The sequence below is a fragment of the Micromonospora sp. CNZ296 genome (assembly GCF_007827635.1).
The window spans coordinates 166943-181156 of record NZ_VISW01000013.1; the positions used below are offsets into that span (position 1 = coordinate 166943).

Below are 14214 nucleotides of genomic sequence, written 5' to 3' on the forward strand. Positions count from 1 at the left end.
GGCCCGCCGGGTCAGCCCTTCACGGCTCCCGCGACGAGGCCGGAGACCATCCGGCGCTGCACCAGCAGGAAGAAGACGATCACCGGCAGGGTGAACAGCGTGGACGCCGCCATCACCGAGCCCCAGGCGGTGTCGTCCCGGCCGAAGAAGAACGTCATGGCCACCGGCAGCGTGTACTTCTGCTGGTCGTTGATGAAGGTCAGCGCGAAGATCAGCTCGTTCCACGCGGTGATGAACGAGAAGATGCTGGTGGCGACCAGGCCGGGCGCGACGAGCGGGAACAGCACCTTGCGGAACGTCTGGGCCCGGCTGGCGCCGTCGATGGCGGCGGCCTCCTCCAGTTCCTTCGGCACCGCGGCGACGAAGCCGCGCAGCATCCAGACCGCGAACGGCAGCGAGAAGCCGAGGTACGTGAGGATCAGGCTGGGCAGCGTGTTGTAGAGGCCGAGCCGCTGGATCATCAGGAACAGCGGGATGACCAGCGCCTCCAGCGGGATCATCTGCACCACCAGCAGCATGATCAGGAACGTGGTGCGCAGCTTGAACCGGAACCGGGCCACAGCGGTCGCGGCGAGCAGCGCGACCAGCCCGCTCAGCAGCACCGTCGCCAGCGCGACGAGGGCGCTGTTGAGGAAGAAGTCGGCGAACGTGACGCCCGGGATCAGGTTGCCGGTGAGGATCTCCCGGTAGTGCTCCAGCGTCGGCTCCGCCGGCACCGGCCGGGGGGTGGACGAGAAGATCTCCCGGTTGGGCTTCAGCGAGGTCGCCACCATCCAGTAGACCGGGAACGCGGCGAAGAGCGCGACCAGCAGGCCCGCGCCGTTGAGGGCGATCTTCTTCATCATTCGTCCTCCTGCCGCAGCACCATGCGGACGTACAGGGCGGTCACCACGAGCAGGATCACGGTGAGGATGACCGCGATGGCCGAGCCGAGGCCGTACTTGGGCGGTGGTGAGAACGCCTCCGCGTACGAGTAGATCGACAGCATGAACGTGGACCGGTCCTGGGTGCCGCCGGCCAGCACGAACTGCTGGGTGAAGACCTTGAAGTCCCAGATCGTGGAGAGCACCACGAGGATGCCGAAGACCGGCCGCAGGACCGGGAACGTCACCGACCAGAAGACCTTCCACGGCCCGGCGCCGTCGACCCGGGCCGCCTCCTGCAACTCCGTCGGCACGCTCTTGAGCCCGGCCAGGACGCTCACCGCGATGAACGGGAACGAGTGCCAGACCACCACGAGCGTCAGGATGGCGAAGAACAGCAGCGGGTCGTTGAACCAGCCGTACCCGGTCCAGTCGCTGCGCCCGAACAGCGCCGTCGAGAGCCCGTCCGGGAGCTTGTTGAACAGCCAGGTGACCAGGCCGCTCGTGTCGTCGAAGATCCACTTCCAGACGATGGTGCCGGTCAGCGCCGGGGTGGCCCAGGCGAGCATCACGCAGCTCGCCACGAACGTGGCCATCTTCTTGCCCAGGCGGTTGAGCAGCAGCCCGACCAGCGTGCCGAGGATCATCGTGAGCGCCACGTTGGCGAGCGCGAACAGCACCGTGTTGCGCAGCACCGTACGGAAGAACGGGTCGCCGAGGATCTGCGCGTAGTTGGCCAGGCCGACCCACGGCCACTCGCGGTCGCCGCGCAGCTGCCGGACGCTGTCCAGCTTGTGGAAGGACATCCACACGACCTGGCCGAGCGGCCAGAGCAGCAGCACGGCGATGATCGCCAGGCAGGGCAGGAGGAGCAGGTACGGAAGGTGGTCCACCCGGCGACGGCGCCGCCGCGCGGGGGTCTCCCGCGCGGCGGCCTCGCCGGTGGCCTCGGTCAGCGTGGTCACTTGGCGTTGAGGATGCTTTCCATCTCGGTGGCCGCGTCGGCGGTGGCCTTCTCGACCGTCTTCTGGCCCTTGATGACCGAGCTGTTCATCGCCTGGGTCACCGTCTTGGTCCGGCTGACCTCGACCCACTTCGGGGTGAGCGGGGTCAGCTTGGTGTTCTGGATGGCGGTGGCGAACGCGGCCATCACCTTGTCACTGGCGTAGTCGCCGCTGCTCACCAGATCCTGGTAGACCGGGAAGAAGCCGAGGCTGCTGGCGAACTCCTTGTCCTTCTGCTTGCTCAGCAGCACGGTCATGTAGTCCCAGGCCAGCGCCTGCCGCTCGCTGTCCTTCCAGATGGCGATGTCGGAGCCGCCGGCGAACGCCGGGGCGGGCTTGCCGTCCGGGCCGGGGATCGGGAACGTGCCCCAGACCTTCTCGATGTCGGGGTTGTCCTTCTTCATCGCGCCGCCCTGCCAGCTACCGGCGAACGCCATGGCGGCCTTGCCGGTGGCGAACTGGGTACGGGCGTCGACCTCGTTCCACCCGGCGGCGGCAGGCGGGGCGACCTTGTGCACTGTCACCAGGTCGGTCCAGAACTTGACCGCCTTCTGCGCCTCGGGGGTGTTGTAGCCGGACTTCCAGCTGTCGCCCTCCTTGGTCGCGATCTCCCCGCCGGCACCCCAGAGGAAGGAGTAGAACGGCAGCTCGGAGTTGCCGGGCAGGGCGATGCCGTAGGTGCCCGGCTTCTTGGCCTGCACGGCCTTCGCGGCGGCGACCATCTCGTCCCAGTTCGTCGGCGTCTTCACGCCCGCCTCGGCGAACCAGTCGGTGCGGTAGTAGACGGCGCGGACGCCGGCGTACCACGGCACGCCGTACTGCTTGCCGTCGAGCTGGGCGTTCTTGACCAGGTCGGGCAGGATGTCCTTGCCCTCGGACCAGCCGTTGAACTTGTCCGAGACGTCGGCCAGGGCCTCCTGCGCGGCCCAGCCCTGGGTCTCGGTGTTGCCCAGCTCGGTGACGTCCGGGCCCTCCCCACCGGCGAGCGCGGCCTGGAACTTCTTCGGCGCCTCGAGCCAGGGGATGTACTGCACCACGACGTCGGTCTCGGGGTGCTTCTTCTTGAACTCCGCCTCGACGCTGTCGAGGAACTTGGTCTGGGCGTCGCCGCCCTCACCCATCATCCACACAGTGAGCTTGCTGTTGTCGGCGGCCTTGTCGTCGTCGCCGGAGCCACCGCATGCGGTCAGCACCAACGCGGCCGACGCCACGATGGCGGTGACCGGAGCCAGCCGCTTCCACCTGTTCACGCCATATCTCCCTCAGGGCCGTTTGGCACTAACCTTCTCCGCCGCACCTTAGTAGGAAAATTTCCTTTACAACAGGGGGTGTTCGTGACGGAGGGCACAGGCGACCGTATCGCAGCCGGAGGCCCGGCCGACATCGATGCCGTCCGGGCAGTTCAGGGCTCACATACGCCGACGGGCGCCCGGCCGGTGAGGCCGGGCGCCCGTCGAGGCGCGTGGTGCGGGGTCAGTAGCGCGAGACGCCGCGGCGACGGCCGACGCCGGCCACCAGGGCCACGCCGATCGCGGCGAAGAGCACCTGCAGCATCAGCTCGCGCCAGTCGATACCGGCGGTCTCGGCGAAGCCGGAGGCCCGGGCCACGATCGTGCCCAGAAGCGCGGCGCCGACACCGATCAGCATGTGCAGCCAGATCGGCATGTTCTGACGGCCCGGCACGACCAGCCGGCCCAGCGCGCCGACGATCAGACCAACGACCAGCGCGGTGATGATGCCCCAAACGGTGAGCTCCATGGTCGCCCTCCTCCTTAAGATCCGGTCACACGTTTTTGTGTGTTCACTGTCGTGATCGCTAAGTTCCCGACCGCCCGGAAATCCAAACCGACTCCGATGACGAATTGTGCAGACGTACCCTGACCTGCTGCTTCTCCCCGAAACCCGGCGCGGCGGGCGGTCCCGGCACACCGACGGGGTTCAATGCCCCGAATACGCCGACGGGCGCCCGGCCGGTGAGGCCGGGCGCCCGTCGAGGCGCGTGGTGCGTCGATCAGTAACGCGAGACGCTGCGGCGGCGGCCGACGCCGGCCACCAGGGCCACGGCGATGGCGGCGAGCACGACCTGCACGGCCAGCTCGGCCCAGTCGATGCCGGCGGTCTGCGTGGCGATGCCGAGCGCGCGGGCCAGGACGGTGCCCAGCAGCGCCGCGCCGACACCGATCACCATGTGCAGCCACATCGGCATGTTCTGCCGGCCCGGCACGACCAGCCGGCCCAGCGCGCCGACGATCAGACCCACGACGAGCGCGGTGATGATGCCCCAGACGGTGAACTCCACGGTCGGTCCTCCTAAAGCGATTTCGCACGTTCTGTGCGTTTGCTGTCGTGCCCGCTAAGTGCCCGACGCATCGAAAACCGAAACCGGCGGCATCGGCCGCCACTCCCCCGGCCGGAACGAACCCGCAGGTGGGAGCGCTGCCAGCAGCTGAAAATTTCCTGGGTACGCGAACGGCCGGCGCCCCTGCGAGGGGACGCCGGCCGGTTCGTGGGCTCTGGCGGCTACTTCTTGCCGGCGGGCTTGCCGTCGCCGGAGTCGGACGAGAGCGCCGCGATGAACGCCTCCTGAGGGACCTCCACCCGGCCCACCATCTTCATCCGCTTCTTGCCCTCCTTCTGCTTCTCCAGCAGCTTGCGCTTCCGGCTGATGTCACCGCCGTAGCACTTGGCGAGCACGTCCTTGCGGATCGCGCGGATGGTCTCCCGGGCGATCACCCGGCTGCCGATGGCCGCCTGGATGGGCACCTCGAACTGCTGGCGCGGGATCAGCGTGCGCAGCTTCGCCGCGATCGTCGTGCCGTACGTGTACGCCTTGTCCTTGTGCACGATCGCGCTGAACGCGTCGACCGGCTCACCGTGCAGCAGGATGTCGACCTTCACCAGGTCGGACGCCTGCTCGCCGGAGGGCTCGTAGTCGAGCGAGGCGTAACCCTTGGTGCGGCTCTTGAGCTGGTCGAAGAAGTCGAAGATGATCTCGGCCAGCGGCAGCGTGTAGCGCAGCTCCACCCGGTCGGCGGAGAGGTAGTCCATGCCGAGCAGGCTGCCCCGGCGACCCTGGCACAGCTCCATCACCGCGCCGACGTAGTCGTTCGGCGTCAGCACCGTGGCCCGCACCGTCGGCTCGTACACCTCGGCGATCTTGCCGGTCGGGTACTCGCTCGGGTTGGTGACCACGATCTCCTCGCCGTCCTCCTGGATGGCCCGGTAGACCACGTTCGGCGCGGTGGAGATCAGGTCGAGGTTGAACTCCCGCTCCAGCCGCTCCCGGATGATCTCCAGGTGCAGCAGGCCGAGGAAGCCGCAGCGGAAACCGAAGCCCAGTGCGCCGGAGGTCTCCGGCTCGTAGACCAGCGCGGCGTCGTTGAGCTTGAGCTTGTCCAGCGCCTCACGCAGGTTCGGGTAGTCCGAGCCGTCGATCGGGTAGAGCCCCGAGTAGACCATCGGCTTCGGGTCCTTGTAACCGCCGAGGGCCTCCTTGGCCGGGTTGTTGTTGATGGTGACCGTGTCACCGACCCGGGACTGGCGCACGTCCTTCACGCCGGTGATCAGGTAGCCCACCTCGCCGACACCGAGCGCGTCGGCCTTGACCATCTCGGGCGAGATGACGCCGATCTCCAGCAGCTCGTGGACGGCGCCGGTGGACATCATCTTGATCCGGTCCCGGGCGGAGATCCGGCCGTCGATCACCCGGACGTACGTGACCACGCCCCGGTAGACGTCGTACACCGAGTCGAAGATCATCGCGCGGGCCGGCGACTCGGCCTCGCCGACCGGCGGCACGAACTGCCTGACGATCTCGTCCAGCAGGTAGGGCACGCCCTCGCCGGTCTTGCCGGAGACCCTGATGCAGTCCGCCGGGTCACCGCCGATCAGGTGGGCCAGCTCCTCGGCGTACTTCTCCGGCTGGGCGGCCGGCAGGTCGATCTTGTTGAGCACCGGGATGATGTGCAGGTCGTTCTCGAGCGCCAGGTATAGGTTTGCCAGCGTCTGCGCCTCGATGCCCTGCGCGGCGTCGACGAGCAGGATCGCGCCCTCGCAGGCGGCGAGCGAACGGGACACCTCGTAGGTGAAGTCCACGTGGCCCGGGGTGTCGATCATGTTGAGCACGGCGGTCTCACCGGCCCGGTCGCCCTCGCGGATCGTCCACGGCATCCGCACGGCCTGGCTCTTGATGGTGATGCCGCGCTCGCGCTCGATGTCCATCCGGTCCAGGTACTGGGCGCGCATCTGCCGCGGGTCGACCACACCGGTGAGCTGCAACATCCGGTCGGCCAGGGTCGACTTCCCGTGGTCGATGTGGGCGATGATGCAGAAGTTCCGGATGCGCGCCGGGTCGGTGGCACCAGGAGCGTTCGCGCCGGGATCGAGCGTCGGTGGCACAGCGGTCCGTTCTGGTCGGCTGACGTGAGCGGGCCGGCGCGCCGCCGGCCCCCTCCATGGTCCCACGTCGCCCGGGGCGCGCCCGGGCTCCCCCTTCACTCCACCGCTATTCCAGGGGTGGCTCGACTATTCCGCGGGTGGCTCGACGAAGAGTGCGGCCAGCCTCGGCAGGCGGCGGCGGGCCTCCTCCTCGTCGTCGAAGTCCCAGAAGTCGTTCAGATCGGGCACCGGGACCGGGTCACGCTCGGCCGGCAGGTCGGACGCGGTGGCCTTCCGGTACGCGTCCCACGGCACCGCCAGCATCTGCTCGCACTCGAACTCCTCGCCGCTGAGCGCGGCGGCCCGGACCTGCGGCAGCTCGGCCAGCGCGTCCGGGTCGCCGACCGCCCGCGCGAACACCGCCCGGCCCTGGGTCATCAGCCAGCCCCGGAAGTACTCGAAGCCGTCGTCCGAGGCGCCCCCGTTGATCAGGTAGGCCGCGCCCCACAGGTCGACCTTGTAGGAGGCGGCGAGCACCCGCCGCTGGTGGTGGGCGTATCCGACGATCTCCTCCGGGTCGCACTCGGCCAGCAGCGCGACCGCCCGGGCGGCGACCGCGTCGGGCTCTCCCCCGGCGCCGGCGCGGGCCTCGTCGATCAACTGCCAGAACTCGTCGGTCCTCATGGTGGGCAGTCTGGCAGAGCCCACCGACGTGCCGGTGCGACGTGCGGCGGTGCGGCGGTGCGGCAGCATGGTGCGGTGCGCGCGATCTCCCTACCACCCGTTCCGTACGGGTCGACAGCCGTACGGCCCGGCTGGGCCGACCTGCCGGCCGGGCTGCGGGACGCGCTGGCTGCCCGGATCGGCGGCCCGCCGGCGGCGGTCCGGGTGGCAGGCGGCGGGTTCACCAGCGGCTTCGCCGCCGTGCTGACCGGCCCTGCCGGGGAGAGCGTGTTCGTCAAGGCAGCGGCACTCGACGGGCAGCGGCACTTGGTCGACTGGTACGCCCACGAGGCGGCGATCCTGGCCCGGCTCCCGGCCGGTCTGCCGGTGCCCCGGCCGCGCTGGGCGCTCACCGAGTCCGGCTGGTACGCACTCGCGCTCGACGCGATCGACGGTCACACCCCCCGGCTGCCCTGGGCGCCGGCCGAGCTGGACGCCGCCCTCGCCACGTACGCCCAGGTGGCCGCCGCGCTCGCCGAACCGCCCGCGGAGCTGGCCGCGCTCCGGCTCCCCCGCCTCGCGGACCTGGCCCGCGACGACATCCTCTGGTGGGGCGAGGTGGCCGCCCGGCGCGAGCCGTTGCCCGAGCAGGCCGCCGGCGCCCCGCTGGCCGAGCTGGTCGCGCTGGAGTCGCGCCTGCCCGGGTACGCCGACGCCGCCCCCGGACTGGCCCACGGCGACCTGCGGGTGGACAACCTCCTGATCGACTCCGACGGGCGGGCGTGGCTGTGCGACTGGCCCTGGCTCTGCCACGGGCCGGCCTGGTTCGACCTGGCCGGGCTGCTGCTCACCGCGTACGCCGGCGGCCTGGACGCGGACGCCGCGTTCGCCGGCCACCCGGCGACGGCAGGTGCGCCCGCTGATGCGCTGGACGTGACGCTCGCCGCGCTGGCCGGCTACTTTCTCACCGGCGCCGCCGCCGGACCGTCCACCGCCTCCCCGCACCTGCGCGCCCACCAGCGCTGGAGCGGGGAGCAGGCGCTCGGCTGGCTGGCCGAGCGCCGGGGCTGGTCCTGGGCACGCCCCACCCCTGCCCCTTGATCCACACCAGTTCGGCGAGGTGGTGGCATCCCACGGGCCTTGACCCCACCACCTCCCCGACGTGGCGCGCCGCTCGACCAGGCTGGGCGGAGGCGTTTTGGCTCGTCCGGGGCCGACCTGGTAGCCTGGCTTTTCGCGCGGCGATGACGCATGCTCGTCGTGCGCGCAAGCAGACCAACCCGAGCTATCAAGACGAGGCTGTCGCGTGGCGAACATCAAGTCCCAGATCAAGCGCAACCGGCAGAACGAGAAGCGCCGGCTGCGTAACAAGTCGGTCAAGTCGTCGCTGAAGACCGCCATCCGGAAGTTCCACGAGGCTGCCGAGGCGGGCGACACCGAGAAGGCCACCGTGCTCATGCGTGAGGCCACCCGCAAGCTGGACAAGGCTGCCAGCAAGGGTGTCATCCACTCGAACCAGGCGGCCAACCGGAAGTCGGCGATCGCCAAGCGCGTCGCCTCGTTCTCTGCCTGACCAGCGCTACAGATTTCACCGGAAGCCCCGGGGCCACGAGCCCACGGGGCTTCCGCCTGTCCGCACTCTCCCGCAGCGGCTCGCGTAGCGCTGCGCGCGTCGGCGAGCGCGGAGATCTTGGACGATTTCGGCCCCTCTGGGGGCCATTTCCTACCAAGATCTGCAACGTGATCGCGGCCGGCGGTGTCTTCGGCGGTCGGTCGCTCCGGCGGGACAGCACGGGGCGTCCGGAGGGCGCGGTGCGCGGTGTCGGGCGACGAGGTGCGGGAGCTGCACCCTTGCGGGGCAAGGCGCGACGCGAGGCATCCGGGAGAGCGCGGGGCGCGGTGTCGGGAGGCCCAGCGCCGGGCGTCCTCCGGAGGGCGCAACGCGGGCGTCGGGAGGGCGCGGCGCGGGGGGCCGCTACTGCTCGTTCGGGTGGTCGAATGTCGCGCGCTGCGGGTGGTGGTAGCGGACGCCCCGGGAGTCTGTGGTCGCGCCGCCCGGCCACGCGCGGGCGCTCGCCGGCACCGCGCCGCGCGGCAGCGACCCGACGCTCGCCGCGCCGCCCGGGAGTGCGCGGGCGCTCGTGGGCACCCGGGCTCGCCCGATCACCGGCTCCATCTGGCGGCGGAAGCGGTCCCGTTCCTGCTCGGGCACCTGCGCGGCGGTGCGGACGACCATCTCGGCCACCACGTCGTTGAGCTTGACCATCGCCGCCACCGCGATCGGCAGCACCAGCACCGCCCACCAGCTCACCAGTTCGGCGAGCGCGAGCAGCACGGCCAGCGCCACCGCGCCCTCGAAGAAGAGGAAGCAGAGCACCCCACCCGGGTTGACGAAGCGCAGTCCCAGCACCCGGGCGTAGAGCGGACGGTACCGCTCCTCGTCCGTGGCCACCGTCGACCACGCTCGGGTCACCGGGCGCCGCCCTGCCGGGCCGCGGCCACCGAGAACACGGCCCGCTCCAGCGCGTACGCCCGGTCGTCGGCGCCGCCCTTGACCGCCGCGTTGCACTCGGCTGCCACCCGCATCGCCTCGACCAGGCCCTCCGGCGTCCAGCCCCGGGCGCGTACCTGGGCCTTCTCGATCTTCCAGGCCGGCATGCCGAGCGTCTTGGCCAGCTGGAACGCGCTGCCCCGGCCGGCGGCGGCGACCCGGGCGACGGTCCGTACGCCGTCGGCCAGCGCATCGGCGATCGGCACCGGGTCCACGCCGACGTGCAGCGCCCACCGCAGCGCCTCCAGCGCGCCCGGCACGTCACCGACCATCGTCGCGTCGGCGACGGTGAAGCCTGTCACCTCGGCCCGTCCCCGGTAGTAGCGGGCGACAGTGTCAGCGCCGATCCGCCCGTCGGTGTCGGCGACCAGCTGCGAGCAGGCGGCGGCCAGCTCACGCATGTCGTTCCCGACGGCCGCGACCAGGGCGTCGGCCGCGTCGGGCGTGCACTTGCCGCCGATGCGGCGGATCTCGTCCCGCACGAAGGCGGCCCGCTCGCGGTCACCCTTGAGCTTCACCGCCGGCACCACAGTGGCGCCCGCCGCCCGCAGACCGTCGGCGAACGCCTTGCCCTTGGCCCCGCCCAGGTGCAGCACCACGAGCTGGACGTCCGGGTCGGGATTCTTCGCGTACGCCAGCAGCGCGGTGGACAGGTCCTTGCGGGCGTCCTGGCCGGAGCGGAGCACGAGCACCCGGCGACCGCCGAACAGCGACGGGCTGAGCATCTCGGCGATCTCGCCGACGGTGAGCGTCCCGGCCTGGTATTCCCGCACGTCCACGTCGGGGTCGACCTCGCGGGCCCGGGCGACGGCTTCGGTGACCGCTCGCGTGGCGAGCAGCTCCTCGTCGCCGAGGACGAGCACAATAGGAGGCAGGTCGGCGGGGGTCACGTCGCCCATACTCGCACGCCCTCCAACCCGGCCGGGCCTGCTCATCGGGGACTGTGACGGCGCAGCCCGCACACAGCGCAAATCCAGACATTTGACTTGATTCCCCATCTACCGCAACAAGATCCCCCCGGTTCAGCGTGGCGCTCCCGACTCGGCGCCGCGCCTCACCACCGCGAGACCGCCACCCGCCTGGACCGCCGCGACGTCCCCGTCGGTGTCGGTACGCAGCACCCGCGCACCGCCCCGGGTCAGCCGGTCCAGCAGCCCGGCGTTAGGGTGCCCGTAGTCGTTGTCGACGCCCACGCACACGAGAGCCACCGCCGGGCGTACCGCGGCCAGGAACTCCGGCGCCTGGTACGCCGACCCGTGGTGGGCGACCTTCAGCACGTCGGCCCGGATCGCGGCGGCCGGTGTGGTCTCCAGCATCGCCCGCTGCTCCTCCGTCTCGGCGTCACCGGTGAGCAGGATCCGTACCCCGCCCACGGTGGCGGCCAGAACCAGCGAGTTGTTGTTCGGATCCGACCGGCTGCCCCGCAGCGGGTACGGCGGCCCGACCGCGACCAGGTCCACCGCGCCCGCCCGCCACCGCCAGCCCGCCTGCACCGCAGCGAGCGACGCACCGGCCCGGCGGGCCGCCTCGCGTACCTGGGCAGCGCCGTAGGGTGGCTCGGACCAGGACGGACCCACCACCGCGCCCACCCGCCGGCCCCGGAACACCCCGGCCACGCCGCCGACGTGGTCGACGTGGAAGTGGCTGACCACCAGCAACGGCACCTCGCGTACGCGCAGGCGGCGCAGGCAGGCGTCCACGCCGGACGGCTCCGGGCCGGCGTCCACCACCACGGCCCGGCCGGCGGCGACCGGCAGCACCACCGCGTCCCCCTGCCCCACCGCGCACGCCACCACCACCCAGCCGCGCGGCGGCCAGCCGGAGGCGAGCAGCCGCACCGGTACCGCGCCAAGCACCACCGCCACCACGACGACAGCGATCAGCCGCCGCGCCCGGCGTCGCCGGAAGGCGAGCAGCAGCGCCACGCTCACCGCCGCCAGCAGCAGGGCCCCTGCCACCCCACCCGCCCACGGTAGGTTCCCGGCCGGCAGGTCCGCGCCGTACGCGGCCACCGCCACCAGCCAGCGCGCCGGCCAGCTCGCCAGCCAGGCGAGGAACTCCGCGCCGCCCGGCCACAGCGGCGACAGCACCGCCGCCAGCACGCCGAGTACGGTGGCCGGCGCGACGGCCGGCACCGCGAGCAGGTTCGCCGGTACCGCCACCAGGCTCACCGTCGCGGACAGTCCAGCGATCACCGGGCCGCAGGCCAGTTGCGCGGCGGCAGGCACCGCGAGCGCCTCGGCGAGCCCGGCCGGTACGCCCCGGCGCCGCAACGCGTCCCGCCATCCCGGCGCGAACAGCAGCAGTCCCCCGGTGGCGCAGACCGACAACGCGAAACCCGGGTCGCCCGCGAGGTCGGGGTCGTACAGGACCAGCCCGGTGACAGCGGTGGCGAGCGCAGGCAGCGTCGACCGGGACCGCCCGGCGGCGAGCGCGGCGAGCCCGATCGCGCCCATCGCGGCGGCACGTACCACGCTCGGTGAGGGCCGCACCAGGATGACGAACCCGACGAGCGCGAGGACGCAGAGCACGGCGGCGGTACGCGGGCCGGCGCGCGCCCAGCGGGCCAGCAGCAGCACCGCTCCGACGACGATCGCCACGTTGGAGCCGGACACCGCGTTGAGATGCGTCATCCCGGTGGCCCGGAAGTCCTCCTCCACCTCCGGCAGCAGCCGGCTGGTGTCCCCTACCACCAGACCCGGCAGCAGCCCGCCCGGCGCGTCGGGCAGCGGCTCGCAGGCCCGTTGCAGCCCGGCCCGCAGCACCCCTGCCGCTCGTTGCGGCCACGATGCGTCGCCGCGCAGCGTGGGCGGGTCGGCGGTGGAGAGCACGGCGGCGGTCAGGTCGCCGCCGCGCGGGGCGGCCAGCCTCCCCCGGCTGGTGACCCGCTGCCCGGGGAGCAGTGGACGCCAGGCCGGGTCGGTGGCGAGCACCAGCGCGCGTACGGGGCCGGTGACCCGGACGCCGTCGGGTCCGGTGAGCCGGATCAGATCCACGCGGACCAGCAGCATCGGCGGGCGGCCGGGCGCGCCGCGTACCGGGCGGGGATCGTCGCGCAGCACCAGCTCGGCGGTGACCGGGGCACGGTCGGTGACGAGCGCGCGGATCGGGGCGGCGTCGCGGACCGCGACCCGCGCGCCGGTGGCTGCCGCGCCGCAGAGCACACCGAGCAGTACGGCGACCGCGATCCAGCCGTAGCGGCGGGCAGTCGCGCTCGGCCGCCCCAGCACGCCGCCCAGGTGCAGGCCCGTGAGCAGAGCCAGCGCGGTGGCGACAGCGGCCACCCACACGGTCGACCGGACACTCAGGTGCAGCCCGGCCAACGCGGCGAGCCACGCAGCCACCGCCAGTCCGGCCAGCCGCAGGTCGGGCACGTCGCGGTCCGGCGCCTTACCGTCGGTGGTGCCGGAGGCTGCGGAAGCGCCCGGGCCACGCTCACCACCCGCCGCAGCGCCGGGCAACACCCGCTCCGCGCCGATCGCCGCAGCACCCACTCGATTCGGGACGCTCTCACCGGCGAGGCCGGGGCGATCCGGTGCCCGGCGCGGTCCGCGACGGGCGGTCACACCGTCACCAGTTCCTTGAGCTGCTCGTACCGGGCGTCGCCGATGCCGTCGACCTGCCGCAGGTCGGATACGGACCGGAACCCGCCGTTGCGGTCCCGGTGGTCGAGGATCCGCTGGGCGAGCACCGGGCCGACGCCCGGTAGCGCGTCGAGCTGGGCCAGCGTCGCGGTGTTGAGGTTGACCGGGCCGGCGGGTGCCGCCGAGCCGCCCGGCGCACCGCCGCCCGCCGCCGGGCCGGGTGCGGCCTGCCCGGGTGGGGCGGTGACGCCGACCAGGATCAGCTCCCCGTCCGTGACCTTGCGGGCGGGATTGAGCAGCGCCACGTCGACGCCGGGCAGCGCGCCGCCCGCCGCCTCGATCGCGTCGGCCACCCGCGCGCCGGCCGGGAGGCGGACGAGGCCGGGACGCCGGACCTTGCCGGCGAGCGCGACGACCACCTGACCGGGTGAGCCCGCCGACATCGGCGCTCCGGGCACCGCGCCGGTCGTGGCACTCACCGGCGCCTCGGAGGACGCCGCGACCGGCTGGACGGGCTCGGCGCTGGGACGCGCGCGCCACGCCCAGACGGCAGCCACCACGACCACCACTGCGGCCACCGCCGCGAGCGCGCGTACGCCCCGGCGGCCGGGATCGAACGCCCCGGGGCCGGGCAGCCGCGACGCGAGCCCACGCTCGGTCGCCGGAGCGTCGCCTATGCCGTCGGCGTCCGGATCGGCGGAGGCTGGCTCCGACCCGAACGAATGCTCCCGCCCGCTGTCGTGCTCTGGAAAGCCGGGGCGCAGGCCGGGAACCGGCTCGATCTCGTCCGTAGCAGGCCCGGGCCGAGCTCGGAGATCGGGCCAGGGGACGCCGAGGGCGGGCCCGGCACCGGCACCGGCCCCGAAGACCGGCCCGGCTTCCCCGAGACCGGACACGCGACCGGGCCCGGAGACGCGGCCGAGACCGGACACGCTGCCGGACCCGGACACGGTGCCGGGCCCGGACAGGGACGGCCCCGGCCGCCGCGAGGACCGCTCCGCCCTGCCCGACTCGCCCAAGCGGTCAGCGGGGATCGGCGGAACAGCAGCGGCATCCGTGAACCCGAACAGCCGGGCGAGCCGCCGCCGTACCGTCGTCTCCTCGTCGTCTGGCACGGCTCGGGACGCTACGGCGACGGCTCGCCCCGCATCGGCCGGTGAGTCCTCGCCTGT

General features: G+C 72.5%; 13 protein-coding genes. 2 read left to right on the plus strand and 11 right to left on the minus strand.

Annotation, left to right across the window (positions count from 1 at the left end; genetic code table 11):
- Positions 1 to 11: 11 nt before the first annotated feature.
- From FB455_RS22065 to FB455_RS22095, 7 genes are all read right to left on the minus strand, one after another.
- Positions 12 to 845, minus strand: a complete 834-nt coding sequence (locus FB455_RS22065) for a carbohydrate ABC transporter permease (protein ID WP_013287980.1) — start codon at positions 843 to 845, stop codon at positions 12 to 14.
- Positions 842 to 1828 (minus strand): carbohydrate ABC transporter permease, encoded by a 987-nt coding sequence (locus FB455_RS22070; RefSeq protein WP_013287981.1) that lies wholly within the window; start codon positions 1826 to 1828, stop codon positions 842 to 844. Before FB455_RS22070 ends, FB455_RS22065 begins: the two co-directional genes overlap by 4 nt.
- The gene (locus FB455_RS22075) at positions 1825 to 3117 is read right to left on the minus strand and encodes a sugar ABC transporter substrate-binding protein (protein WP_013287982.1); all 1293 of its coding nucleotides are present in this window, start codon (positions 3115 to 3117) and stop codon (positions 1825 to 1827) included. Before FB455_RS22075 ends, FB455_RS22070 begins: the two co-directional genes overlap by 4 nt.
- 223 nt (positions 3118 to 3340) lie before the next feature.
- The gene (locus FB455_RS22080) at positions 3341 to 3625 is read right to left on the minus strand and encodes a GlsB/YeaQ/YmgE family stress response membrane protein (protein WP_013287983.1); all 285 of its coding nucleotides are present in this window, start codon (positions 3623 to 3625) and stop codon (positions 3341 to 3343) included.
- Positions 3626 to 3878: 253 nt separating this feature from the next.
- Positions 3879 to 4166, minus strand: coding sequence for a GlsB/YeaQ/YmgE family stress response membrane protein (locus FB455_RS22085; RefSeq protein WP_013287984.1), 288 nt, complete (start codon positions 4164 to 4166; stop codon positions 3879 to 3881).
- 221 nt (positions 4167 to 4387) lie between these two features.
- A complete protein-coding gene (gene lepA, locus FB455_RS22090) occupies positions 4388 to 6265 on the minus strand; it encodes a translation elongation factor 4 (RefSeq protein WP_013287985.1) in 1878 nt (625 codons plus the stop codon).
- Between the two features lie 126 nt (positions 6266 to 6391).
- Positions 6392 to 6928 carry a DUF4240 domain-containing protein gene (locus FB455_RS22095; protein WP_013287986.1) on the minus strand — a complete coding sequence of 179 codons (537 nt, stop codon included), beginning with the start codon at positions 6926 to 6928 and terminating at the stop codon, positions 6392 to 6394.
- A gap of 75 nt (positions 6929 to 7003) precedes the next feature.
- On the opposite strand from FB455_RS22095, the gene FB455_RS22100 reads away from it, so the two are divergent.
- On the plus strand, positions 7004 to 8008 hold the full coding sequence (locus FB455_RS22100; RefSeq protein WP_145754903.1) for an aminoglycoside phosphotransferase family protein: 1005 nt from the start codon (positions 7004 to 7006) through the stop codon (positions 8006 to 8008).
- Positions 8009 to 8213: 205 nt separating this feature from the next.
- Complete coding sequence (gene rpsT / locus FB455_RS22105; RefSeq protein WP_013287988.1) at positions 8214 to 8480, plus strand: 30S ribosomal protein S20; 267 nt, start codon at positions 8214 to 8216, stop codon at positions 8478 to 8480.
- Positions 8481 to 8882: 402 nt separating this feature from the next.
- Here rpsT and FB455_RS22110 read toward each other — a convergent pair whose 3' ends face one another.
- The 4 genes from FB455_RS22110 to FB455_RS22125 all read right to left on the minus strand — a co-directional run bounded on the left by FB455_RS22110 (position 8883) and on the right by FB455_RS22125 (position 13806).
- Positions 8883 to 9380, minus strand: coding sequence for a hypothetical protein (locus FB455_RS22110; protein WP_145754904.1), 498 nt, complete (start codon positions 9378 to 9380; stop codon positions 8883 to 8885).
- Positions 9377 to 10357, minus strand: a complete 981-nt coding sequence (holA, locus tag FB455_RS22115) for a DNA polymerase III subunit delta (RefSeq protein WP_013287990.1) — start codon at positions 10355 to 10357, stop codon at positions 9377 to 9379. The genes FB455_RS22110 and holA overlap by 4 nt, the downstream gene beginning before the upstream one ends.
- 123 nt (positions 10358 to 10480) lie before the next feature.
- Positions 10481 to 12832, minus strand: a complete 2352-nt coding sequence (locus FB455_RS22120) for a ComEC/Rec2 family competence protein (RefSeq protein WP_013287991.1) — start codon at positions 12830 to 12832, stop codon at positions 10481 to 10483.
- A gap of 188 nt (positions 12833 to 13020) precedes the next feature.
- Positions 13021 to 13806, minus strand: coding sequence for a ComEA family DNA-binding protein (locus FB455_RS22125; RefSeq protein ID WP_369830090.1), 786 nt, complete (start codon positions 13804 to 13806; stop codon positions 13021 to 13023).
- Between the last annotated feature and the right edge of the window lie 408 nt (positions 13807 to 14214).

Bases quoted from the DNA above. Each gene is read 5' to 3' on its own strand.
- FB455_RS22065 (WP_013287980.1), bottom strand. From the start codon at position 845: ATGATGAAGAAGATCGCCCTCAACGGCGCGGGCCTGCTGGTCGCGCTC.
- FB455_RS22080 (WP_013287983.1), bottom strand. From the start codon at position 3,625: ATGGAGCTCACCGTTTGGGGCATCATCACCGCGCTGGTCGTTGGTCTG.
- FB455_RS22095 (WP_013287986.1), bottom strand. From the start codon at position 6,928: ATGAGGACCGACGAGTTCTGGCAGTTGATCGACGAGGCCCGCGCCGGC.
- holA (WP_013287990.1), bottom strand. From the start codon at position 10,357: ATGGGCGACGTGACCCCCGCCGACCTGCCTCCTATTGTGCTCGTCCTC.